This window comes from Polaromonas sp. (assembly GCF_029945925.1).
Taxonomy (GTDB): Bacteria; Pseudomonadota; Gammaproteobacteria; order Burkholderiales; family Burkholderiaceae_C; genus Polaromonas.
On the sequence record NZ_JAQSDN010000028.1, the window covers coordinates 1 to 23,339 of the forward strand.

General features: G+C 63.9%; 19 protein-coding genes and 1 tRNA gene. 6 read left to right on the top strand and 14 right to left on the bottom strand.

Annotation, left to right across the window (positions count from 1 at the left end; all coding sequences use genetic code 11):
- Positions 1 to 41: 41 nt before the first annotated feature.
- From PSV40_RS06915 to PSV40_RS06960, 10 genes are all read right to left on the bottom strand, one after another.
- Entirely contained in the window at positions 42 to 233 is a 192-nt protein-coding gene (locus PSV40_RS06915; protein ID WP_300535958.1) for a DUF6538 domain-containing protein, read from the bottom strand.
- Positions 234 to 318: 85 nt separating this feature from the next.
- A tRNA-Thr gene (locus PSV40_RS06920) sits at positions 319 to 394 on the bottom strand.
- A gap of 23 nt (positions 395 to 417) precedes the next feature.
- Positions 418 to 1,425 (bottom strand): class 1 fructose-bisphosphatase, encoded by a 1,008-nt coding sequence (locus PSV40_RS06925; protein WP_300535961.1) that lies wholly within the window; start codon positions 1,423 to 1,425, stop codon positions 418 to 420.
- A 149-nt stretch (positions 1,426 to 1,574) separates the two neighbouring features.
- Complete coding sequence (gene pepN / locus PSV40_RS06930) at positions 1,575 to 4,268, bottom strand: aminopeptidase N (RefSeq protein WP_300535964.1); 2,694 nt, start codon at positions 4,266 to 4,268, stop codon at positions 1,575 to 1,577.
- Between the two features lie 116 nt (positions 4,269 to 4,384).
- Positions 4,385 to 5,489, bottom strand: a protein-coding gene (gene prfB / locus PSV40_RS06935; protein ID WP_300535967.1) for a peptide chain release factor 2 whose coding sequence is annotated in 2 segments (ribosomal slippage) — positions 4,385 to 5,407 and positions 5,409 to 5,489 — 1,104 coding nt in all. Because the reading frame shifts where the segments join, the coding sequence is not laid out codon by codon here.
- A 108-nt stretch (positions 5,490 to 5,597) separates the two neighbouring features.
- Positions 5,598 to 6,803, bottom strand: coding sequence for a hybrid sensor histidine kinase/response regulator (locus tag PSV40_RS06940; protein ID WP_300535970.1), 1,206 nt, complete (start codon positions 6,801 to 6,803; stop codon positions 5,598 to 5,600).
- Positions 6,790 to 7,395, bottom strand: coding sequence for a chemotaxis protein CheB (locus PSV40_RS06945; protein ID WP_300535972.1), 606 nt, complete (start codon positions 7,393 to 7,395; stop codon positions 6,790 to 6,792). Before PSV40_RS06945 ends, PSV40_RS06940 begins: the two co-directional genes overlap by 14 nt.
- An 8-nt stretch (positions 7,396 to 7,403) precedes the next feature.
- Positions 7,404 to 8,285 carry a protein-glutamate O-methyltransferase CheR gene (locus PSV40_RS06950; RefSeq protein WP_300535975.1) on the bottom strand — a complete coding sequence of 294 codons (882 nt, stop codon included), beginning with the start codon at positions 8,283 to 8,285 and terminating at the stop codon, positions 7,404 to 7,406.
- On the bottom strand, positions 8,286 to 11,750 hold the full coding sequence (locus PSV40_RS06955; protein ID WP_300535979.1) for a response regulator: 3,465 nt from the start codon (positions 11,748 to 11,750) through the stop codon (positions 8,286 to 8,288).
- Positions 11,751 to 11,872: 122 nt separating this feature from the next.
- Positions 11,873 to 12,787, bottom strand: coding sequence for an alpha/beta hydrolase (locus PSV40_RS06960; RefSeq protein ID WP_300535982.1), 915 nt, complete (start codon positions 12,785 to 12,787; stop codon positions 11,873 to 11,875).
- A 50-nt stretch (positions 12,788 to 12,837) separates the two neighbouring features.
- On the opposite strand from PSV40_RS06960, the gene PSV40_RS06965 reads away from it, so the two are divergent.
- A complete protein-coding gene (locus PSV40_RS06965; RefSeq protein WP_300536046.1) occupies positions 12,838 to 14,655 on the top strand; it encodes an AMP-binding protein in 1,818 nt (605 codons plus the stop codon).
- 224 nt (positions 14,656 to 14,879) lie between these two features.
- Here the strand turns inward: PSV40_RS06965 and PSV40_RS06970 are convergent, their stop codons facing one another.
- Positions 14,880 to 16,013 carry a sensor histidine kinase gene (locus PSV40_RS06970; RefSeq protein WP_300535985.1) on the bottom strand — a complete coding sequence of 378 codons (1,134 nt, stop codon included), beginning with the start codon at positions 16,011 to 16,013 and terminating at the stop codon, positions 14,880 to 14,882.
- A gap of 137 nt (positions 16,014 to 16,150) precedes the next feature.
- A complete protein-coding gene (locus PSV40_RS06975) occupies positions 16,151 to 16,810 on the bottom strand; it encodes an OmpA family protein (RefSeq protein ID WP_300535988.1) in 660 nt (219 codons plus the stop codon).
- 182 nt (positions 16,811 to 16,992) lie between these two features.
- On the opposite strand from PSV40_RS06975, the gene PSV40_RS06980 reads away from it, so the two are divergent.
- The 3 genes from PSV40_RS06980 (at position 16,993) to plsY (ending at position 19,321) form a co-directional block, all read left to right on the top strand.
- Positions 16,993 to 18,057 (top strand): aldo/keto reductase, encoded by a 1,065-nt coding sequence (locus tag PSV40_RS06980; protein WP_300535991.1) that lies wholly within the window; start codon positions 16,993 to 16,995, stop codon positions 18,055 to 18,057.
- Positions 18,058 to 18,160: 103 nt separating this feature from the next.
- The gene (gene ybaK / locus PSV40_RS06985) at positions 18,161 to 18,652 is read left to right on the top strand and encodes a Cys-tRNA(Pro) deacylase (RefSeq protein WP_300535994.1); all 492 of its coding nucleotides are present in this window, start codon (positions 18,161 to 18,163) and stop codon (positions 18,650 to 18,652) included.
- 36 nt (positions 18,653 to 18,688) lie between these two features.
- The gene (gene plsY / locus PSV40_RS06990) at positions 18,689 to 19,321 is read left to right on the top strand and encodes a glycerol-3-phosphate 1-O-acyltransferase PlsY (RefSeq protein WP_300535997.1); all 633 of its coding nucleotides are present in this window, start codon (positions 18,689 to 18,691) and stop codon (positions 19,319 to 19,321) included.
- Positions 19,322 to 19,394: 73 nt separating this feature from the next.
- Here plsY and PSV40_RS06995 read toward each other — a convergent pair whose 3' ends face one another.
- Positions 19,395 to 20,081 carry a TIGR02281 family clan AA aspartic protease gene (locus PSV40_RS06995; protein ID WP_300536000.1) on the bottom strand — a complete coding sequence of 229 codons (687 nt, stop codon included), beginning with the start codon at positions 20,079 to 20,081 and terminating at the stop codon, positions 19,395 to 19,397.
- Positions 20,082 to 20,217: 136 nt separating this feature from the next.
- Complete coding sequence (locus PSV40_RS07000) at positions 20,218 to 20,703, bottom strand: YajQ family cyclic di-GMP-binding protein (protein WP_293592675.1); 486 nt, start codon at positions 20,701 to 20,703, stop codon at positions 20,218 to 20,220.
- 56 nt (positions 20,704 to 20,759) lie between these two features.
- Here PSV40_RS07000 and murB point away from each other — a divergent pair, with 56 nt between their 5' ends.
- Complete coding sequence (gene murB / locus PSV40_RS07005) at positions 20,760 to 21,821, top strand: UDP-N-acetylmuramate dehydrogenase (protein ID WP_300536004.1); 1,062 nt, start codon at positions 20,760 to 20,762, stop codon at positions 21,819 to 21,821.
- Positions 21,822 to 22,111: 290 nt separating this feature from the next.
- Positions 22,112 to 23,266 carry a Fic family protein gene (locus tag PSV40_RS07010; protein WP_300536009.1) on the top strand — a complete coding sequence of 385 codons (1,155 nt, stop codon included), beginning with the start codon at positions 22,112 to 22,114 and terminating at the stop codon, positions 23,264 to 23,266.
- Positions 23,267 to 23,339 lie beyond the last annotated feature (73 nt).

The following is a 23,339-nucleotide window of genomic DNA, read 5'->3' on the forward strand; positions in this document are numbered from 1 at the left end:
CGACCGTCAACGCAGCAAGGTGCTCTTTGGCCAGGGCTTATTCAGCGTAGCCTTAGCAGCGCCACCGCCTTCTCTGCGACGGTTAGGTCTGATGTCTTGAGGTCGTGCTTGACGGTCTTGCCGCTATATCGGCCTGCCAGCTTGGACGGAACTGCCCGCTGGTACATGATTGTGTTGCCACGGCGATAAGTATTTTTCAGGGTCACGGAAAGTAACCCGAAGGTCATGTGCATGGATAGATACCACTGGTTCTACCACACTGAAGACCCTTGAATCACCCCGGAAGTCCCTGTTTATAAGGCTTCCGGGGGATTTAGATGGTGCCGGAGAGATGAATCGAACACCCGACCTTCTCATTACGAATGAGCTGCTCTACCGACTGAGCTACACCGGCGTTTTCCTGAATTCAGCCTGCGATTATAGCTTGGCGTGGTAGGCGGTGACGCGCTCGACTTCGTTCTTCGAGCCCAGGAGCACGCTGACACGTTCGTGCAGCTTGCCGGGCTGGATGTCCAGGATGCGCTGGTGGCCGTTGGTGGCGGCGCCGCCGGCCTGCTCGATCAGCCAGCTCATCGGGTTGGCCTCGTACAGCAGGCGCAGCTTGCCGGCCTTTTCGGGCTCGCGTTTGTCCCAGGGGTACATGAAGATGCCGCCGCGACACAAAATGCGGTGCACGTCGGCCACCATGGCGGCCACCCAGCGCATGTTGAAGTCCTTGCCGCGCGGGCCGTCCTTGCCGGCCAGCAGTTCGTCCACGTAGCGTTTCACCGGCGCGTCCCAGTGCCGCATGTTGCTCATGTTGATGGCGAACTCTTTCGTGTCTTCGGGGATACGCACGTTTTCCTCGATCAGCACGAACGAGCCCTGTTCGCGGTCCAGCGTGAACATGGCCACGCCGTCGCCCACCGTCAGCACCAGCGTGGTCTGCGGGCCGTAGATGCAGTAGCCCGCGGCCACCTGCTTGTTGCCGGCCTGCAGGAAGTCGCCTTCATCGACACCGCGGTCGTCCTCGGGCATTTTCAGCACGCTGAAGATGGTGCCTATGCTGACGTTGATGTCGATGTTGCTGGAACCATCGAGCGGGTCGAACAGCAGCAGGTATTCGCCTTGCGGGTAGCGATTCGGCACCACGTAAATGCCTTCCATTTCCTCGCTGGCCATGCCGGCCAGGTGGCCGCCCCATTCGTTGGCTTCGATCAGCACCTCGTTGGCGATGATGTCGAGTTTTTTCTGCATCTCGCCCTGCACGTTTTCGCTGTCGGCGCTGCCCATCACACTGCCAAGCGCGCCCTTGTTGACGGCCCGGCTGATGCTTTTGCAGGCGCGGGCCACCACTTCCAGCAGCAGGCGCAGCTGCGCGGGAATGTGGCCGTCGATGCGCTGCTGCTCGATCAGGTAACGCGTCAGTGAAACTTTGGAACTCATGAGGACTCCAGTCGGCGAAATTAAAAGGTCAGGGCAGCCACCAGTGGGCTATACCAGTAAGGGCCGCGGAACCGGCTCTGCCGGGCCGCAGGCGCAGCGGCCCCCTCGGGGGGCAGAGTAGTACACGAAGTGACAAGCGTGGGGGCCATTCAGTCGGCCAGTGCGCGTGTGACGACCTCGTGCGTGTCCTTGCTCAGATCGGTGCGGGCGGCGACGCGGGCAATGGCTTCGCGGGCGGCGCTGCGGTAGGGCTCGGCCAGCTTGCTCCAGCGGTCCAGCGCGCGCGCCAGGCGTGCCGCCACCTGCGGGTTGATGGCGTCGAGCTCGATCACGCGTTCGCTCCAGAACACATAGCCCGCCGCGTCCGTGCGGTGGAACGCGGCCGGGTTGCCCTGGCAGTAGGTGCTGACGACGCTGCGCGCGCGGTTCGGGTTGCGCAGGCTGAAGTCGGCATGTTTCATCAGCTGTTTCACGGCCGGCAGGATGTTGCCACCACGGTCCGGCGCGCTGGTCTGCAGGCTGAACCATTTGTCGATGACCAGCGCCTCGTCCTTGAACATGGCATGGAAGCGCTGCAGCGCCTCGGCGGCCAGCGGGTGGCCGCTGGACACCAGGGCGGCCAGCGCATTGAAACGGTCGGTCATGTTGCCGGCGTCCTTGAAACGCTGGTAGGTCTTGCCGGGCCAGACCGCATCACCGCTGGCGACGGCGGCCAGGCACAGCTGCGTCAGCGCCATGCCGGCCAGGGCGCGGCGGCCCGAGGACAGCGGGTCGGGCGTGTAGGCGCCGGTGTCGTGGTTGGCCTCGTACGTGGCTTCCCAGTTGGCCTGCAGTGCTGTTGCGAGCTGCAGGCGCATGGCTTCGCGCACCGCATGGATGCGCTGCGGGTCCACCACGTCGAGCTGCTCGGCCATGTAGGTTTCCGACGGCAGGGTCAGCACCAGGTCCTTGAAGGCGGCGTCCAGCGCCGGGTCGCGCAGCACGCTGCGCATGGCGTCGATATAAGCGTCATTCAGGGGCTGGGCGCCCACCGGATAAGCGGAGGCCGCTATTGATTTAATAGCGCTTCGAACCGCCAGGCGTTGCCCGGCCTCCCAGCGGTTGAAGGGGTCGCTGTCGTGGGCCAGCAGGTGCAGCAGCTGCGCGTCGCTGTAGTCGAACTCCAGCACCACCGGCGCGCTGAAACCGCGCAGGATGGACGGTACGGGCTCGACGTCCACGTTGACAAAACGCAGGGTCTCGCTGGCCCCGGTCAGCACAAAGGTGCGCGGGCCGGCCACGGCCTCAAGCTCGCCTTCGAGTTGCAGCGGCAGGTCGGCACTGTCGGCGCCGAGCAGGCCCAGGCCCACGGGAATCACAAAGGGCTCCTTGGCCGACTGGCCGGGCGTGGGGGCGCAGCTTTGCGCCAGGCTCAAGGTGTAGCTGCGCGCGGCGGCGTCGTACACGCCTTCGGCATGCACGCGCGGCGTGCCGGCCTGGCTGTACCAGCGCTTGAACTGCGGCAGCAGGCGCGCCAGATCGGAGGCCGGGTTGGCGTCGGCAATCGCCTGCGCAAAGTCGTCGCAGGTCACGGCCTGGCCGTCGTGGCGCTCGAAGTAGAGTTTCATGCCCCGGGCAAAACCGTCCCTGCCAACAAGGGTCTGCATCATGCGCACGACTTCGGCGCCTTTTTCGTAAATGGTGACGGTGTAGAAGTTGCTGATCTCGATGTAGCTGTCGGGCCGCACCGGGTGCGACATCGGGCCGGCGTCTTCGGGGAACTGCGCGGTGCGCAGCACCCGCACGTCCTCGATGCGTTTGACGGCGCGGGCCGAGGGTTCACCACAGAGGTCTTGGCTGAATTCCTGATCGCGGAACACCGTCAGGCCTTCCTTGAGGCTCAGCTGGAACCAGTCGCGGCAGGTGATGCGGTTGCCGGTCCAGTTGTGGAAGTACTCGTGGCCGACCACACTTTCGATGTTCGAATAATCGGTGTCGGTCGCGGTGGCCTGGTTCGCCAGCACGTACTTGGTGTTGAAGATGTTCAGGCCCTTGTTTTCCATGGCGCCCATGTTGAAGTCGCTGGTCGCGACAATCATGAAACGCTCCAGGTCCAGGCTGAGGCCGAAGCGCGCTTCGTCCCACGCCACCGAATGCATCAGCGAGTTCATCGCGTGTTCGGTCTTGTCCAGGTCGCCGGGGCGCACATAGACCTGCAGCAGGTGGTCCACCCCGGCACGCGAGGTGATGCGCTGCTCGCGCGCCACCAGCTGGCCGGCCACCAGCGCAAACAGGTAGGCGGGTTTTTTGTGCGGGTCCACCCACTTCGCAAAGTGGCGCCCGCCTTCGAGTTCGCCCTGCTCGACCAGGTTGCCGTTGGACAGCAGCACCGGGTACCTGGCCTTGTCGGCGCGCAGCGTCACGGTGTAGCTGGCCATCACGTCGGGGCGGTCCAGGAAGTAGGTGACGCGGCGAAAGCCTTCGGCCTCGCACTGGGTGAAGAAGGAGTCGTTGCTGACGTACAGGCCCATCAGCTTGGTGTTTTTGGCCGGGGCGCAGGTGGTGAAAATTTCCAGCTCGAAGGGCTCGGGGCCCAGCGGCAGGTTTTCCAGCACCAGTTTCTCGCCGTCCATCTTGAACGAGGTGCCCTGGCCGTTGACCAGCACGCGCGCCAGGTTGAGTTCTTCACCGTCGAGTTTCAGGGGCTGGGCCGGCACGTCGGCATTGCGCCGCAGCGTCATCTTGTTGAGCACACGCGTCTTGGCCGGGTCCAGGTCAAAACACAGGTCGACGGTGTCGATCCAGTAGGCGGGGGCAACGTAGTCTGCACGGTGGATGGCCGTGGCTTGTCCTTCACGCAGCATGGTGGGTTCCTGAAAAGTGGGGGTAATGGGCTGAGTCGCCGCCGGGCCGCCCCAAGGCGACTGCGGCCCCCCCGGGGGGCAGAGAAGTACACGAAGTGACGAGCGTGGGGGCCATATCAAACGCCCTGCTTGAGCGAAGCTTCAATGAACGGGTCGAGGTCGCCGTCGAGCACCTTCTGGGTGGCCGAGGTTTCGTAGTTGGTGCGCAAGTCCTTGATGCGGCTCTGGTCCAGCACGTAGCTGCGGATCTGGTGGCCCCAGCCCACGTCGGTCTTGTTGTCCTCGAGCTTTTGCTGGGCTTCCTGCTGTTTGCGCAGCTCGAAATCGTAGAGCTTGGAGCGCAGGCGTTTCCAGGCCACGTCGCGGTTGCCGTGCTGCGAACGGCCGTCCTGGCACTGCACCACGATACCCGTTGGCAGGTGGGTCAGGCGCACGGCCGAGTCGGTCTTGTTGATGTGCTGGCCGCCGGCGCCCGACGCGCGGTAGGTGTCGGTGCGCACATCGGAAGGGTTGATCTCGATCTCGATTGAGTCGTCGATCTCGGGGTAGACAAACACCGAGGCAAACGAGGTGTGGCGCCCGCCCGACGAGTCGAACGGCGACTTGCGCACCAGGCGGTGCACGCCGGTTTCGGTGCGCAGCAGGCCAAAGGCGTATTCGCCCTCGATCCTGATGGTGGCGCCCTTGATGCCGGCGGTGTCGCCCGCGGTCTCGTCCTCGATCTGGGTCTTGAAGCCCTTGCGCTCGGCGTACTTGAGGTACTGGCGCAGCAGCATGCTGGCCCAGTCGCAGGCTTCGGTGCCGCCAGCGCCGGCCTGGATGTCCAGGAAGGCGTTGAGCGGGTCGGCCGGGTTGTTGAACATCCGGCGAAATTCCATTTTCTCGACTTCCACCGCGACCTTGACGGCGTCTTCTTCAATGGCCAGCATGCCGGCGTCGTCGCTTTCGGCCTTGGACATCTCGAAGAGTTCGGTGTTGTCGGCCAGCTCGGAGCTCAGGCGGTCGATCACATGGACCACGTCCTCGAGCGACTTTTTTTCCCGGCCGAGTTCCTGGGCGCGCTTGGGGTTGTCCCAGACTTTCGGGTCTTCCAGCGCGGCGTTGACTTCGCTTAATTTACGTTCTTTGGCAGGGTAGTCAAAGATACCCCCGAAGCTCGTTGACCCGGTTGCTCAGGTCTGCGAGCTGGTTGCCGATGATATTGATGTGTTCTGCGTCCATGGGAAAGTCCTGTCCTGGTATCTGGGGTTCAATCCGGCATTTTCTCATGCTCCGGCGCGCAGGCCCGCCAGAAGGGCTTGCCGGCCGGATTGGCCCTTGCAGGCGGGCTCAGGGAATGGGGGCTGCCGGGGGCGTCAGGGGCAGGGTGACGGTGAACACGGAGCCCTCGCCCTGGCGGCTTTCCACGCTGATGCTGCCGCCGTGGGCTTCCACGAGCTGGCGGGTGATGAACAGGCCCAGGCCCAGCCCGCCGGTACCGTCGTCGCTGGCGACGCGCGAGAACTGCTCGAAAATGCGCTGCTGGTCCGGCGCGGAAATGCCCCGGCCCTGGTCGCGCACGGAAATGCACGCCCCCTGGGGCAGCAGGCGCAGGCTGACCTCCACCGGTTTGCCCTCGCCATAACGCAGCGCGTTGGTCAGCAGGTTGATCACCACCTGCTCGATCCTGAATTCGTCCCACAGGGCCGTGACCGGCTGGCCGGCATCGAGGGTGATGGGGCTACCGGCGGCCGCGGCCTGGTTGGTAAGGTTTTCCACCACACGGGCCAGCAGGGCCGACAGTTCCATGGGCACGCGCCGGATGGACAGCTGCTTGCTGTTGATGCGCGAGGCGTCCATCATGTCGTCGATCAGGCGCATCATGGCCTCGATCTGGCGCCGGTCACGCGCCACCATGGCGTGCAGGTAGGGCAGGTCGAAGATATCCGCTCGGCCCCGGTCCAGCTGCATCTTGCGCAATTGCGACTCCAGGTACAGCGTGTTGAGCGGCGTGCGCAGTTCGTGGGTGGCCATGGAGATGAAGTCGTCGCGCGTGCGGACGGCGGCCTGCAGCTCGCCCTGCGTGGCCGTCAATTGCTGCATCAGCAGCTCCTGCTCCTTGCGGCTTTTCTCCAGCGCCTCGACCTGCCGGCGGGTTTCCATGCGCTGGCTGTACAGGTCCACAAAGACGTTGACCTTGCTGCGGACGGCATCCACGTCCAGCGGCTTGTAGAGAAAGTCCACCGCGCCGGTTTCGTAGCCGGTGAAAGCGTAGTTCTGTTCCTTGCCGGCGGCGGTGACAAAAATGATGGGAATCTGCCGGGTTTTCCCGGTGCCGCGCATCAGCTCGGCCAGCTCGAAGCCGCTCATGCCCGGCATCTGCACGTCCAGGATGGCCAGCGCAAACTCGTGTTCGAGCAGCAGGTCCAGCGCTTCCTCGCCGGAGCTGGCCTGGAAGATTTCCCGGCCGTCCCGGCGAATCAGCGCATTGAGCGCCAGCAGGTTGCCGGGCAGGTCGTCGACGATCAGGACTTTCGCAGCGTCAGGTGTTCGCATGGTTTTGGTCAAGTTGGATGAGCAGTTGCCGGATACCGTCCAGCGTGAGAATCAGGTTCGGTTTGAGCTTGCGGATCGCCGCTTGCGGCATGGTGGCGACCTGGGCTTCCGCCGGGTCCTGCACCGCGGTGAGGCCGCCGCGCTGCTTGATGCGGGCCAGGCCCGCGGCGCCATCAAAATTGGCGCCGGTGAGAAGGATGCCCGCCAGGCTGGCGCCATAGGCGTCGGCGGCGGACTCCATCAGCACGTCGATCGACGGCCGTGAATAGTTGACGGGTTCTTCGCAGCTGAGCGAAAAAGTCCGGTCCGTCTCGATGGACAGGTGGTAGCCGGACCCGGCGAAATACAGGGTGGACGGGGCGATGGTTTCCTTGTCGGCGGCCTCCCGCACGGTCATGCCCAGCCTTTGCTGGAAGACGTCTGCCAGCCGGCTGTCACGCTCTTTCGGGAGATGCAGCACCGCGATGATGGGCAGAAAAAAACGCTGCGGCAGCCCTGACAGCAGGGTCAGCAAGGCGTGCACCCCGCCGGCCGAGGCGCCAATCACCACCGCCTCGACGGCATGCCTTGCTGCGACCTGCTGGATATCCATGAGAGGGCTCAAGCCTCCAGCTTGCGGAAAATCCGCTCGGGCCGGTCCAGCGGCTCAAAACGCTGGGCATAAGTCGAGAAGTCGATGCTTTCCTTGCTGCCCAGACCCATGAAGCCGCGGTGGCTCAGCGATTCGTGAAACAGGCCCAGCGCGCGGTCCTGCAGCTTCTTGTTGAAATAAATCAGCACGTTGCGGCAGAGCACCAGCTGGGTTTCCGAAAACACGCTGTCCGTGGCCAGGCTGTGGTCGGCGAAGGTGATGTTGTCGCGCAGGGACTTGTCGAAAACCGCCGCATCGTAAGCGGCCGTGTAGTAGTCGGAAAACGCCTGCCGGCCGCCGGCGGCCTGGTAGTTGGCAGTGTGGCCCTGGATGCTGGCCAGCGAAAAAATGCCCTGGCGCGCCTTGGCCAGCGACTTGGGGTTGATGTCGGTCGCATAAATCAGGGAGCGGTCGAGCAGGCCTTCCTCCTTGAGCAGGATGGCCAGTGAATACACCTCCTCGCCGGTGCTGCAGCCCGCGACCCAGATTTTCAGCGAGGGATAGGTGCGCAGCACGGGCATGACCTGCTGGCGCAGGGCCAGGAAAAACGAGGGGTCGCGAAACATCTCGCTGACGGGAATGGTCAGGTACTGCAGCAGCTGCATGAAGACGGCGGGGTCCTGCGCCATGGCCGCCTGCAGGGCCGGGATCGTCGGGTAGCCGAGCTGCGTGAGCGCCTTGAGCACCCGCCTTTTCTGCGACGCACCCGCGTAATCGCGGAAATCGTAGCTGTACTGGCTGTAGATGGCCTGCACCAGAAGGTGCAGGTCGGCTTCCTGGTGGTCATCCGCGGCATCACTGCCGGGGGCGCCCCCGGAGGCGGGCGAGTGGGTGTCAGGTTTTTTGGGCATTCAGCTGCGATCCGTGGCTGGCATCCACACGCGAAGCAGGGAAAACAGGCGGTCCAGGTCAATCGGCTTGGCCAGGTAGTCGCTGGTGCCGGCCTTGAGGCATTGCTCCTGGTCGTCTTTCATGGCCTTGGCGGTGACGGCAATGATGGGCAGCTTCTTGAAGCGTGCATCCTTGCGGATGCGGCGCGTGGCCTCCAGCCCGTCCATGCCCGGCATCATGATGTCCATCAGCACCAGGTCGATGCCTGCGATCTCGTCGAGCTTGCTGATCGCCTCGAAGCCGTTGCGGCCGATCTCGACCCGCATGCCCTTTTGCTCCAGGGCGCTGGTCAGGGCAAAGATGTTGCGCGCGTCGTCGTCCACCACCAGGACCTTGCGGCCTTCAAAGGCGGTGTCCCGGCTGCGCAGGTTCATGAGCATGATCTGACGATCCGCCGACAGCTCCGACTCGACCTTGTGCAGGAAGAGGGTGACTTCATCGAGCAGCCGCTCGGGCGAGCGCGCGCCCTTCATGATGATGGCGCGCGAATACTTCAGCAGTTCGGCTTCTTCCTGGCGGGTCATCTCGCGTCCGGTGTAGACGATGACCGGGGGGAAGGATGAGATCCCCTCGGTGGACATGCGCTCGAGCAGCTCGTGGCCCTGCATGTCGGGAAACTTCAGGTCCATGATCATGCAGTCAAAAACGGTGCTGGTGAGCAGGGCTAGCGCTTCACCGCCGGTCTCCACCGCGGTGATCTCGACGTCGCCGTCGCCGATCAGCTGCACGACACTGGCGCGCTGCAGCGCGTCGCCTTCGACCAGCAGCACGCGCTTGATTTTCTGGGCCAGCTTGTCGCCGAGCTTCTGGAACACGTCCTTGAGCTGCTCGCGCGTGGTCGGCTTGAGCGCGTAACCAATGGCGCCCATCTGCAGGGCTTCCTCGCTGAGGTCGTCGCCCGACACCACATGCACGGGAATGTGCCGTGTCTTTGGATTTTCCTTGAGCCGCTGCAACACCGACAGGCCCGGGCGGTCCGGCAGGCCCATGTCGAGCAGGATGGCATGGGGCAGAAACTGCATGGCCAGTGCAAAACCGTCTTCGGCGCGGTGGGCCACGATGCAGTTGTAGTTCATCTCACGCGCCAGGTCGTAGAGGATCTGCGCAAAAATGATGTCATCCTCGATCACCAGCACCAGGCGGTTGTTGGGCGGCAAATGCCTGTCGTCGGTAAAAGCCGCGGCGGGAACGGGAACGGGCACCGGCAGGGGCGCGGGTGCCATCACCGGCGCCGGGTTGCGGAGCCGGACCGGTTTTGTGTCTGGCTGGGGCGCCGGTGCCGGGCTCCATTCGCAGGGCAGCAGCAGGGTGAAGGTGCTGCCCCCGCCCTCGCTGCTTTCCACCGAGAGGGAGCCGCCCAGCAGGGTGGTCAGGTCGCGCGAAATCGACAGGCCCAGCCCGGTGCCGCCATAACGCCGGCTGGTGGTGCCGTCGGCCTGGCGGAAGGCGTCAAAAATCAGTTGCTGCTGATCGGGGCGTATGCCGATGCCCGAGTCGCGCACGGAAAAGGCAATGCTGCCTTGCGGCTGCAGCGAGACGCGCAGGCTGACCTCTCCGGCATCGGTGAACTTGATGGCGTTGGAGAGCAGGTTTTTCAGGATCTGCTCGACACGCTGGCGATCGGTTTTCAGCGTTGCCGGGGTGCCCGATTCGATGCGGATGCTGAGGGCCAGGTTTTTCTGCCCGGCCAGCGGCTCGAACGTGCTTTTCAGCGAATCCACCAGCGTGCCCACCACCATGTCTTCGGGAGAAAGCTCCAGCTTGCCGGCTTCGACCTTGGAAATGTCGAGGATGTCGTTGATCAGGCTGAGCAGGTCGTTGCCTGCCGAATAAATCGACTGTGCAAAGCGGACTTCTTCCTGGCTGAGGTTGCCCTTGGGGTTGTCGGCCAGCAGCTTGGCAAGAATCAGCGAGCTGTTGAGCGGTGTGCGCAGCTCGTGCGACATGTTGGCGAGGAATTCCGACTTGTAGCGGCTGGCCCGGCTCAATTCGGTGGCGCGCTCCTCCAGCAGGGTCTGGGCCTGGTTGAGTGCCGCATTCTTGTGGTCCAGCGACAGGGCCACTTCCGAGAGCTGTTCGTTGGTCTGCTCGAGTTCGGCCTGCTGGTTTTCCAGCGTGACCTGGTACTCCTTGAGCACGCGGGACTGCTCTTCGAGTTCCTCGTTGGTGGTGCGCAGCTCTTCCTGCTGGACCTGCAGCTCTTCATTGAGCTCCTGGGCCTGGCCGAGCACGTCTTCCAGGCGCCGGCGGTAGAGCGCCGCGTGGAGGGAGTTGCCGATGTTGCTGGCAATCAGGGTGACGAATTCCAGATCGCGCGGAGCCAGGGCCCGCAGGAAACCGAGTTCGACCACGCCGTTGACCACCCCGTCGTTGTGCACGGGAACCACCAGCACATGGCGCGCCGACCCCTGGCCCAGGCCGGAGCTGACCCGGAGGTAGCTGGCCGGCAGGTCATTGAGCTGAAGCACCCGGTTTTCGAGGGCGGCCTGGCCGACCAGGCCCTGGTCGCTGTCCAGCGACTGCCCGGCCTCGCCGCTCTCAGGGGCCAGTCCGTAGGCGGCCACACGCTGCAGCCGGCCGTCTTCCTGGCGGATGTACAGGGCCGCCACCGCCACATCGAGATAACGCGCCAGAAACTCCAGCACGCTGCGGCTCAGTGACGCGATGGCGTGCTGGCCCAGGGTGTGTTCGGCCAGCTGCCTTTGTCCGGTGCGTAGCCAGAGCTGCTGATCCAGCAGCAGTGCCGTGGCTTTTTGCTTGTTCTCCGCGTCGCCGTAAGTGTCCGACAGGTGCTGCAGTTCACGACGCCCGAGCAGCGCCAGCAGGCCACTCAGCCCGAGGCTGAAGAGCAGATAGGCTGCCATGCCCCAGGCCGTGTTGCTGCGGGCCTGCGCATTGCGCTCCTGCAGCAGGCGCTCTTCAATGCTGATGAATTCCGCGAATTCGCGCCGGATCTCGTCCGTCAGGCTTTTCCCGCCGGCGGAGCGGACCGGTGCCTGGTAGTCGAGGTCCTTGCGCCGCAGGTCGACAATCGCTTGCGCAAACTCGTTCCACTGCGCCTGCAGTGCGGCGATGCGCCTGAGCCGGCTGACCTGGTCCTGGTTGTCGCGCACCAGGCCGGCTAGCGTGGCTGTTTCGGCCGCGATGCGCGGCTTGCCGATTTCAAAGGGCTGGAGCAGGGGTTCTTCACCGGTGACCAGATAGCCGGACATGCTGGCTTCCATGTCGGCGCCCAGCTTGGCAATCTGGTTGGCGCTGCTGATGGCCCGCTCGGCCTGCTCGACCCCGCCCAGGGCGGACAGGAGATAAAAGATCAGGCCGACAAAAACGGCGGCACTGAAAGCGCCCACGCCCAGCGGCAGGCTGATGTTGCGTGTCAGGATGCGGCGAAAGTTTTCCTGGTGGATGGCGCTGGGTGCGGTCATGAATCTCTTCCACGCGCCAAGCGCAATAAAGCCTTGATTGTCCTACAAAGCGGGTTTTCCTTGTGTGCGTTAGCGAACTTAAGCCTTACTTCGAACCTTTTCAGGCGCCCGTGCAGCAGGCACTAGCTCAGGAAGTCCTCGAACAGGCGGGCCAGTGGCTCCGGCTGGTCATGGTGCAACATGTGGCCGGCGTCCACAATGACGGCGGTGCGCACTTGCGGCACGGACTGCAGGCGCTCGTGGTACTGGGCCAGGGTGTATTTGCCTTCCCACCATTTGCCCAGCGAGTCGTCGGAGGCTTCGACCGCCAGCGTGGGCGCGCTGATGCGCTGGTAAATCTCCAGCACCTCGTCGACCCGGTAGAGCTGGGCGTTGGTGACCTTGTGGGCCGCGTCGCCCAGGATGCGCCACTGGCCGTGGGCGTCGGGCGCGGCCCAGTGGCGGGCCAGCCAGTCGGCCTTGTCCTGGCTCAGCCGGGGGTTGGTCCGCATCAGGCGGCGGGCCACGCCGTCCACGTCGTTGTAGGGCTTGAGCGCCATTTCGCCCTTGTGCAGGCTTTTGAGCTCGTCCATCCATTTGGCAAAACGGCCGGGCGCCTGGCTGGGCTTGGTCGCGGGCATGCCGAAGCCTTCGAGGTTGACCAGTTTGCGGATGCGTTCGGGCCGCACACCGGCGTAGAGCATGGCCACGTTGCCGCCCATGCTGTGGCCGACCAGGTCCACCGGCTGGTCTGGAGCGTAATGGTCGAGCAGGAAATCGAGGTCGGCCAGGTAGTCAGGGAACCAGAAATTGTCGGCACCCAGTGTGCCGGTCTTGCCGTAGCCGCGCCAGTCGGGCGCCAGGATGGTCCGGCCCTGCGCAAAAGCGGGGGACAGGGCATCGACGACAAACTGCCAGGACGCGGCCACGTCCATCCAGCCATGCACCAGCACCAGGGGCGGCAGGCTGCTTTCGGCTTCGCCCCAGTGAAGCACGTGGTAGTTGATGCCGCGTATAGGGACATACTCGCTGCGGGAAAGGCGTTTTTCTTTGTACATTGAGGCCCATCATAAGGAGACCCGATTTGAAGCGCAGTCAAGACAGGGACATGGCCGCCGCGCGGCAGCCCGACCATTACGCCGCCCTGCACCAGGGCTTTCGCTGGCAGGTGGACGACTACTTCAACATCGCCGACGTCTGCTGCCGGCGCTGGGCGGCCGGCCCTGGCAAAAACGCTCCTGAAAGAGTAGCTGTCCGCGCCCACCAGACGGGGGCTGCGACCACTTTTTATACCTATGTCCAGCTGCAGCAGGCCGCCGACGCGCTGAGCCATGTGCTGGTGCAACTGGGCGTGCAGCGCGGCGACCGGGTGGCGATTGTGATGCCGCAGCGTTTCGAGACCGCCGTGGCCTACATGGCGGTGTTCCAGATGGGCGCCGTGGCCATGCCGCTGTCCATGCTGTTCGGCCCCGAGGCACTCGAGTACCGCCTGCAGGACAGCGACGCGGTGCTGGCCATCTGTGATGAAAACTCCATCACCAGCGTCAACACCATCCGCAGCCGCTGCCCAGCCCTGCGCACGGTCATCGCGGCCGGTGCGGCGGCCGGCCAGGGGGACGTGGACTACGAACCCGCCCTGGCGGCACAGCAGCGCGCCTTCACCGCGGTGAAAACCAAAGCCGACGACGCGGCCATCCTGATCTACACCAGCGGCACGACGGGCCCGCCCAAGGGCGCGCTGCTGGCGCACCGCGCGCTGATCGGCAATCTGCCGGGCTTTGTCTGCAGCCAGAACTGGTTTGGGTTTGACCCTCACCCCAACCCTCTCCCGCAAGCGGGAGAGGGGGCTGATTCCTCCCTCTCCCCGAGGGAGAGGGCAGGGGTGAGGGAGGACAGCAGAGCTGTTTTCTGGTCACCGGCGGACTGGGCCTGGACCGGCGGGCTGATGGACGCCTTGCTGCCCACGCTGTATTTCGGCCGGCCCATCGTCGCCTTCAACGGCCGCTTCAGCCCGGAGCTGGCCTTCACGCTGATGACGCAGCAGGGCGTCACGCATACCTTTCTGTTTCCGACCGCGCTCAAAGCCATGATGAAGGCCTACCCGCAGCCGCGGCGCCACTTCAAGCTCAAGCTGCAGGCCATGATGAGCGCGGGCGAAGCGGTCGGCGACGCGGTGTTTGCGTACTGCCGCGACGAGCTCGGTGTGCTGGTCAACGAGATGTTCGGGCAGACCGAGATCAATTACGTGGTCGGCAACTGCTCGGCCCTGTGGCCGGCCAAGCCGGGCAGCATGGGCAAAGGCTACCCGGGCCACCGCGTGGCGGTGATAAACGACGAGGGCAGGGAGTGCGCTGTCGGCGTGCCCGGCGACGTGTCGGTCAACCGTTTCGACGTCCACGGCGATCCGGACCCGATCTTCTTCCTTGGTTACTGGAAAAAGGAAGCCGCCACCCAGGCCAAGTTCAGCGGCGACTGGTGCCGCACCGGCGACCTGGCTACCCGTGATGAGGACGGCTACCTCTGGTACGAAGGCCGGGCCGACGACGTGTTCAAGGCCGCCGGTTACCGCATCGGCCCTGGCGAGATCGAGAACTGCCTGGTCAAACACCCGGCGGTGGCCAATGCCGCGGTGGTGCCCAAGCCGGACCGCGAACGCGGCGCCGTGGTCAAGGCGTTCATCGTGCTTGCTCCTGATTTTGTAGCTGCTCGCGCAGCTCAGGCGGGGGCTGAGGGGCAATTTGACCTCAAACTGACGGCCGAGTTGCAGGCCCACGTCAAGGGCCTGCTGGCGCCCTACGAATACCCCAAGGAGATCGAGTTCATCGATGCGCTGCCGATGACCACCACCGGCAAGGTGCAGCGGCGTGTGCTCAGGCTGCAGGAAGAGGACCGATATAGAAACACCTCCGTGGCCCTCACGTCGTGAGTGCCTCCCCTCTCAAGGGGGCGGGCGCCTATGGACCGGCAAAGCCGGATCCATGGCCCCCACTGGCAGTTTCCACGCGCACCACGAACAAAAATGCACCCGGAAAGGTGCGTTTATCTTGACCAGCAGGGGCCGCAGGTCCGGCTCTGCCGGCCTGCAGGCGCCGTCCCCTGGAAGGGGAGAGGGCGCTACACGCAGTGAGCGCCAACAGGGGTGAGCCCAATTTAGGCCGGAGGCGTGCGGGGCAGGGTGACGGTAAACGACGTGCCGCTGGCGGCATCCGATGTCAGGGCGATGCTTCCGCCGTGCGCACGAACGATTTCCTGACAGATAAACAGCCCCAGGCCCAGCCCGGTGGATTCGCGGCGCTCGCCCTTGCCGGAGACCATACCGCGCACCAGCGGCTTGAAGATCAGTTGCTGTTCCTTCAGCGGAATCGGTGTGCCCAGGTTGTGCACTGAAAAAGCCACGTCCTCTGCGCTTTCCCACAGGCGAACCGTCACCGGCTGGTCCGGCGCGCCATGGGTCAGGGCGTTGGCGAGCAGGTTGGACAGCAGTTGTCCCATGCGGCCTTCGTCCCAGGAGCCGGTGAAGTCACCGACGCTTTCCAGGCTCAGCAGGCTGCGCGGATAACGCACACGGGTCTCCGCCAGCACCTTGACGAACTGGGTGACCAGATCGCCGGGCACCGGCCTGATCGGCATCATGCCCTCGGACTGCACACGCGTGAAATCAACCACATGCTCGATCACGCTGTTGATGCGGACCACGCTGTTGATGATGGTTTCCGCCGCGCTGGCCGGCAGCTTGCCGGAGCGCACCAGGTATTGCGCCGACATGGAAATCGTGCCCAGCGGATTGCGGATGTCATGGCCGAGGATGCCGATAAACAGTTCGGTCGATTTTTTGGTCTGGTCGGTGTAGCGCGCCACGGATTCGGCAATCGCCTGGTCCATTGCTTCATTGAACCGGATGAGGTCGCGCATGTCGTTTCGGTGATCCTGTCCGCCGCCTGCGAGGGTCCAAAGCCGGATGACGCTGGCCCGCAGGGCGCGGTACTCGGTGATCATGGCGTCGATGGCGAAGCCCGAGACCATGCGGGTGTCGGCGTGGGTCTCGGCCGCTGTCTCGAGATCTCCCTGGGGCTGCTTGCCTTCGCCCCGGGATTTTGCTTCCTGTGCGGCAGCGGTTTGGGGTTGCTCCAGATCATTGGCAATCGCCGCGAGGATTTCGCCCGCGTGATCGCGCAAGGCTTTCTGGTCCAGCCTGGTTCCGTCATGCACCACCGTGGCGGCGAATTCGTCCCACTCGATGAGGATTTCTTCCGCGTTCGATCGGAGAAAGGTGGAAAGTCGCATGATGGTGCCTCTCTGGTGGTGGAACGATTTTCCGGCAATCACGGATGCTTCCGGCAGCTTGTCTGTGTGCTGACGCACCCTGGAATGAAAAAAACCCTCCGATGTTCCGGAGGGTTTTTTACAGCCGGGATGGGCGCTTAGCGGGCCACGGCCTGCACGGGCTCGGCCACATAAATCTCGACGCGGCGGTTTTTGGCGCGGCCTTCGTTGGTGTTGTTGTCGGCGATCGGTTCGCGCGAACCGCGGCCGTCGGTGGCGACGCGGTTGCCGGCGACGCCACGGGCCACCAGGTAATTGCGCGTTGCGTTGGCGCGGTCGATGGACAGCGGGTTGTTGATGGCATCGCTGCCGGTGCTGTCGGTGTGGCCGATGATGGTCACCGTTGTCACCGGGTTCTGGTTCAGGCTGGTGGCAAACTGGTTCAGGATGGGTGCGAAGGTCGTGCTGACATCCGAGCGGCCGGTTGCAAACGAGATGTCCGAGGGGATGTCGAGCTTGAGGCGGTTGTCGGCGGTCTGGCTCACAGCCACGCCGGTGCCGGCCGTGGCTTGTTCCATGGCAGCCTTTTGTTGCTGCATGCGCTGCGACCACAGATAACCGCCGCCAGCGCCGACAGCGCCGCCCAGCACAGCGCCGGTAGCAGCGCCTTTGGAGCCGCCGGTGGCTGCGCCCAGCACAGCGCCGGCAACAGCGCCAATGCCCGCACCTTTGGCCGTGCCCTGCTGGGTTTCGCTCATGTTGGCGCAACCGCTCAGAAAGAGGGCGGCGCAGGTGAGGGAAGTAAGTACGAGTTTCATGGAAGGCTCCTGGGAAGTTATTGTCAAAGGGATTAAAACTTTTGTGTGTGAATGGTAGGAGGTCTTCTGGTATGTATTTGTAAGCGAATTGCCCGAAATCCTGCCCGCCGGCGGCGATGCTGGTGACCCCTTCCCCTTAAACTAGTGCGGCCTCCTTCCAACCCACCTCACCTTCCATTTCAATGCAAAAAGTACAGCTAGGCAGCAGCGACCTGCAAGTCACCCCGGTTTGCCTGGGCACCATGACTTTCGGCGAGCAGGTCGACGAAGCCACGGCCCATTCGATTCTTGACCGTTCCCTGGAGCGCGGCGTCAATTTTCTCGACGCGGCGGAAATGTATTCGGTGCCGGCCCGGGCCGAAACCTTCGGCGCCACCGAAACCATCATCGGCAACTGGCTGGCCCGGCGCCCGGGGGCCAGGGACAAACTGGTGGTGGCCACCAAGGTGGCCGGCCCGGCGCGCGGCATGCCCTGGATACGCAAGGGCAGCCCCGACCTGACGCCGCAGGACATCGTGCAGGCCTGCGAAGACAGCTTGAGGCGCCTGCAAACCGATGTCATCGATCTCTATCAGATCCACTGGCCGGCGCGCAATGTACCGGCCTTCGGCATGGTGTATTTCGACCCGGCCAAGGACAAGGGGGTTTCTTCCATTCATCAGCAACTCGAAGCGCTGGCCGGTCTGGTCAAGGCCGGCAAGGTGCGTGCCATCGGCCTGTCCAACGAGACCCCGTATGGCGTGCATGAGTTTGTGCGGCTGGCGGAGCAGCACGGCCTGCCCAAGGTGGCGACCGTGCAGAACCCGTTCTGCCTGATCAACCGCACGGTGGAAAACGGGCTCGACGAAACCATGCACCGGCTCGGTGTGTCGCTGCTGGCCTATTCGCCGCTGGGTTTTGGCCTGTTGACCGGCAAGTACGATGCCGGCGGTACCTCCGGCGCCGGCGCGCCCGGAGACGCCCGCATTGCCCGCTACGAGTCGGTGCGCAAGCAGCGCTGGGGCCGGCCCGAAGCGCTGGCCGCCGCGCGCCGCTACAACGCGCTGGCCCGCGAACACGGCCTCACGCCGACGCAGCTTGCACTGGCGTTTTGCTACACCAAGTGGCAGGTGGCCAGCACCATCATCGGGGTGACCTCGGTGGCGCAGCTCGACGAAGACCTGGACGCCTGGGGCACGCAACTTTCGCCCGAATTGCTGGCCGTCATCGACGCGATCCGCTGGGAGCTGCGCGACCCGGCGCTTTAGATATGGTTTCCCCCCGAAGCGCCTTCGGCGCCTCCCCCCAGGGGGCGCCACCTGCGGCCCGGCAAAGCCGGTTCCGCGCTGGCACTTGAACGGAAGCACCGCAGTGAGCAAAAAGGACCATGTTTCGGAGACGCCTGCGACGCAAATGCTCAAGGCGAACAAGGTGGCTTTCACCGAGCACCCTTACGAGTACCTCGAGCACGGCGGCGCGCAGCACAGCGCCGAGGTGCTCGGGTTCGATCCGTTCACGGTGGTCAAAACCCTGGTCATGCAGGACCAGGACGCCAAACCACTGCTGGTGCTGATGCATGGCAACCGCAAGGTGTCGACCAAAAACCTGGCGCGCCAGATTGGCGCCAAGTCGGTCGAACCCTGCAAGCCCGAGGAGGCGAGTCGCCACAGCGGCTACCTGGTGGGCGGCACCTCGCCGTTCGGCACGCGCAAGGTGATGCCGGTGTATATCGAGGAAAGCATCCTGGCCTTGCCTAAAATCGCCATCAACGGCGGCCGGCGCGGATACCTCGTCGGCATCGCGCCGCAGGTGTGTGTGGACCTGCTGGGTGCAAAATCGGTTCACTGCGCGCTGGCTGACTGAAGACAAAACAACAACAACAACACTGGAGAGAACACCATGGACTACGCTTATTCCGCCCTGGCCGTGCTGGCGGCCTACCTGATCGGTTCACTGTCGTTCGCGGTCATCGTCAGCCGGCTGATGGGCCTGAACGACCCGCGCAGCTACGGCAGCAAAAACCCCGGCGCCACCAATGTGCTGCGCTCGGGCAACAAGGCGGCGGCCGCGCTCACGCTGCTGCTCGACGGCCTCAAGGGCTGGTTGCCGATGGCGCTGGTCATGTGGTTCGGCAAGGACTACGGGATGCGGGACGGCACGCTGGCCGCGGTCGGCCTCGCGGCCTTCGTCGGCCATCTCTACCCGGTGTTTTTCGGTTTCCAGGGCGGCAAGGGGGTGGCGACGGCTGCCGGCGTGTTGTTTGGCGTGCACTGGGTACTGGGCCTGGCGACACTGGCCACCTGGGTCATCGTGGCTTTCTTTTCGCGTTATTCGTCGCTGGCGGCCATTGCCTGCGCCATTTTTGCGCCCTGGTATTACCTGGTCGGCGACCGCTCGTTCTGGTATGTCGACAAGATGATCGCGCTGGCCATTGTCGCCATGAGCGCCTTCCTGATTTTCCGGCACCGGGACAACATCAACAAGCTGCTCAAGGGCACAGAATCGAAGCTGGGCGCGAAGAAGAAAGGCTGATCCGAAGCGGCATTTGCTATCAATCAGATAGCTGCTTGCGCTTGTGTGGAGCGGGCTGCAGCCTGTTTTTTGTCTAAAATCGTTTGACCAGCGTCATCTGGTCGTTTTCGCGGATCATCTGGAAACGTGTCAGGAAGCTGTTGCCCAGCAGCATGTGGGCCATGCCCTGCGGCATGACGACGGCGTCCACGTCGTACACCTCGACATCGCCGACCCGCACGGAACCGAGCTTGACGCGAAAGCCCTGGGTCACGCCGTTGGCGGTGCTCATTTGCACCGGTTGCCCGCCCTTGTAATTGACGCCAGCGCGCTCGGCATCGGCGGCGCTCATGGCGATACTGGTCGCACCCGTGTCCACCACGAACTGCACTGCCCGGCCGTTGATCTGTCCCGGGGTGAAGAAATGACCGCCGGTGCCGGCAGTGAGTACGATGCGGTTGCCCTTGCCGGCGCCCCCGCCCGTGCCCCCGCCCGCACCCACGCTGACCGGTGCATCTCCGACACGCACGGTGTGGCGCTTGCCCGAGAGTTCCAGCACGGCCTGGTCGCCGGCGGTGGAGACCACCTTCACCCCCTGGTGGGACTCCCCGGGTGCCACCGATTTCGGGGCGCCACCATTGACGACCAACAGCGCCTTGCTGCCCAGCATGCCGGCCAGCGCAACGCTTTGCGCGTGTGCCGCCGGAGCCAGAAGGCCCGCCAGAACGATGAACCAGAGGGCGAGCTGTACACGAACAGCCGCCGCGCGGGGCCGCGCCAAGCACGCGGAGTAGCGAGCGTGAGGTCTCCATCCCATGCCAGCCGGGGCCGCGGAACCGGCTTTGCCGGGCCGCAGGCGCAGCGCCCCCCTGGGGGGCAGCGAACCACACGCAGTGGGGAGCGTGGGGGCCATATGTTCAGTCGCGGAAGTTGTTGAAGCTCAGCGGCATGTCGGGCAGGTCCGCCTTGATCATGGCCATCGCCTCCTGCAGGTCATCGCGGTTTTTTCCGGTCACCCGCACGGCGTCGCCCTGGATGGAGGCCTGCACCTTGACCTTGCTGCCCTTGATCAACTGCGAGATTTTCTTGGCCTGTTCGGTCTCGATGCCGTTGCGCACCTTGATGACCTGCTTGACCTTGTCGCCGCCGATTTTCTCGACCTTGCCGGCGTCGAAAAAACGCACATCGACGCCGCTTTTGGTGGCCTTGTTGCGCAGGATGTCGGTGATCTGGTCGATCTGGAAGTCGCTGTCGCCGATCAGCGTGATTTCCTTGTCCTTGAGCTCGATGGCTGCCGCCGTGCCCTTGAAGTCAAAACGTGTGCCGATTTCCTTGGCGGTGTTTTCAACCGAGTTTTTGACCTTGACCAGATCGGCTTCGAGAACGGTGTCAAAAGAGGGCATGGTTTTCCGGCTTCCGGGGTTGCGTTGCGGGGTTGTCAGGGTGCGACAATCCCGTGATGTTAGTCGAGAAAAACGTTCCCCTCCAGTTTTCCAATACCTTTGGCATCATGGCCAAGGCCCTCACGCTGGTGCGTATTGCCAGTGAAGAGGACGTGACCGCCGTGCTGGCCGATGCGGCGCTGCAGGCCGCACCCAAGTTCGTGCTGGGCGGTGGCAGCAACATCGTCATCACCGGCGACGTCAAATCCCTCGTGCTCAAGGTGGAGATCAAGGGCAGGAAGCTGGTGGACGAAACCGCCAGAGCCTGGATCGTCGAGGCCGGCGCCGGCGAAAACTGGCACGAGGTGGTGGGCTGGACCCTGCACAGCGGTTACCCGGGCCTGGAAAACCTCGCCATGATCCCCGGCACCGTGGGCGGCTCGCCGGTGCAGAACATCGGTGCCTACGGCGTGGAGTTGCAGGACCGCTTCGATTCACTCGACGCGATTGATCTGACCACCGGAAAAAGTTTCACGCTGGACGCGGCGCAATGCGCTTTTGGCTACCGCGATTCGGTCTTCAAACACAGCAGCACCGGCCCGAACGGGCGCCCCGGCCTGGGCCTGGCCGGCAAGGCCCTGATCACGCGGGTGCGTTTTGCCCTGCCCAAGGCCTGGAAGCCCGTGTTGGGGTATACCGACATCGAGAAAAAGATGGCGCAGTCCGCCATCACCCAGCCCGATGCGCTACAGATTTATGAGTGGATCTGCGAGATCCGCAAGGCGAAGCTGCCCGACCCCAAGGTGATTGGCAACGCCGGCAGCTTCTTCAAGAACCCGACTGTGACGCCCGAGCAGTGCGCCGACATCATCCAGCGCGAGCCCAAGATCGTCCACTACCACCTGGACGACGGCTCGGTCAAACTCGCCGCCGGCTGGCTGATCGACGCTTGCGGCTGGAAAGGCAAGAGCATAGGCAACGCCGGCGTGTACGACCGCCAGGCGCTGGTGCTGGTCAACCGCGGCGGCAGCACCGACCCGGTGACCGGCGGCGAGGTCATGACCCTGGCCAAGGCCATCCAGACCAGCGTTTATGAGCGCTTCGGCATTTTGCTGGAGCCGGAGCCGGTGGTGGTGTAGCGGGTTTGCTGGCCTGCACTTGCTACTATATTCATAGCTGCTTGCGCCCGTTGGACGGGGGCTTCGAGCACTTTTGACCTGAAATAAGGGTTTCGGCGCCTCCAGAACGGCTTTTTGGCCGTTTTATGCCCGGTCAAGCCAAAGCGGCTGGGCCGGCGTTGCACGTGGGGTGGGGAAGCTGAATTTTTTTCCGGGCATCTGCGCTCTGTTCAAGCCTACTTTCATACTTGCGCTTAGTATTAAAGATTGGTTTAATGTGATTTCATCAAATTAAAGAACTCTTTTGCACCATGCGCAGCACCGGTATCTACGCCACCTCCACCACCCTGGGCGAGTCCGTGCAGGAGTTTGTACCGCACGCCCTGCCGCCCGCCAAGCCAGCGCTGGCGCCCGAGTCCTTTGTGGAGGCCAACCGTGCGGCCGAGCTGGCGCTGGCCCGGTTGTCGGGCGTTGCCGGGCTGGTGCCGTCGGTGGACTGGCTGCTCTACAGCGCCATCCGCAAAGAGGCGCTGCTGACCTCGCAGATTGAAGGCACCCAGGCCACGCTGGCAGATTTGTTTGACGAAGAAGCGGGTTTTAAGGTCAGCAACACCGACGACGTGGAAGAGGTCACCAACTATCTACGAGCCTTCCGCCTGGTGCAGTCGCAACTGCGTGACCCGGCTGGCTTGCCCTTGAGCGTGCGTTTGCTGTGTGATGCGCACCGGCTGTTGCTGGATGGCGCGCGGGGCAACGGCAAGCAGCCTGGCGAGTTGCGCCGCTCGCAAAACTGGATTGGTGGCACGCGGCCGGGCAATGCGGTGTTTGTGCCGCCACCGCCTGAGCGGGTGCCAGAGTTGCTGGCAGACCTGGAGCGTTTCATACACAACACAGACCATGGTTTGCAGCCCTTGCCCCCGCTGGTGAAAACGGCACTGGTCCATCTGCAGTTTGAGACGATCCACCCGTTCCTGGATGGCAATGGCCGTATTGGGCGCCTGTTGATTGCCGCGCTGCTGGAGCATTGGGGCTTGCTGCCCGAGCCGCTGATGTACCTCAGCGGCTACCTGAAGCAACACCGGGCCGAGTATTACCGGCGACTTTCCAATGTGCGCACCGAAGGCGACTGGGAAGGCTGGGTTGCGTTCTTTTTGGAAGGCGTGGCCGTGGCCGCGCAGGATGCCGAGCGCAACATCGTGGCCATCGCCACATTGCTGGCTACCGACCGCCGCAGCTTGCTGGCTGCGCCCAAAGCCGGGCCCAGCAGCTACCGTTTGTTTGAAATGCTGCCCATGATGCCGCGCTTCACCATCGACCAGGTGCGCCAGAAGCTGGCCACCAGCTTCCCCACCGCCACCGCGGCGGTCAAGGTGCTGGAAGATCTGGGCATCGTCACCGAGCTGACCGGGCAAAAGAAAAACCGCAGCTACAGCTATACGGCTTACATTGCACTGCTGGCTGATTAAGAAATTCGAGGGGAGGGGAGCATGCTGATCAAATCGGCGGACGACAAGTCCAGGCGCCTGGCATTGCTGCAGG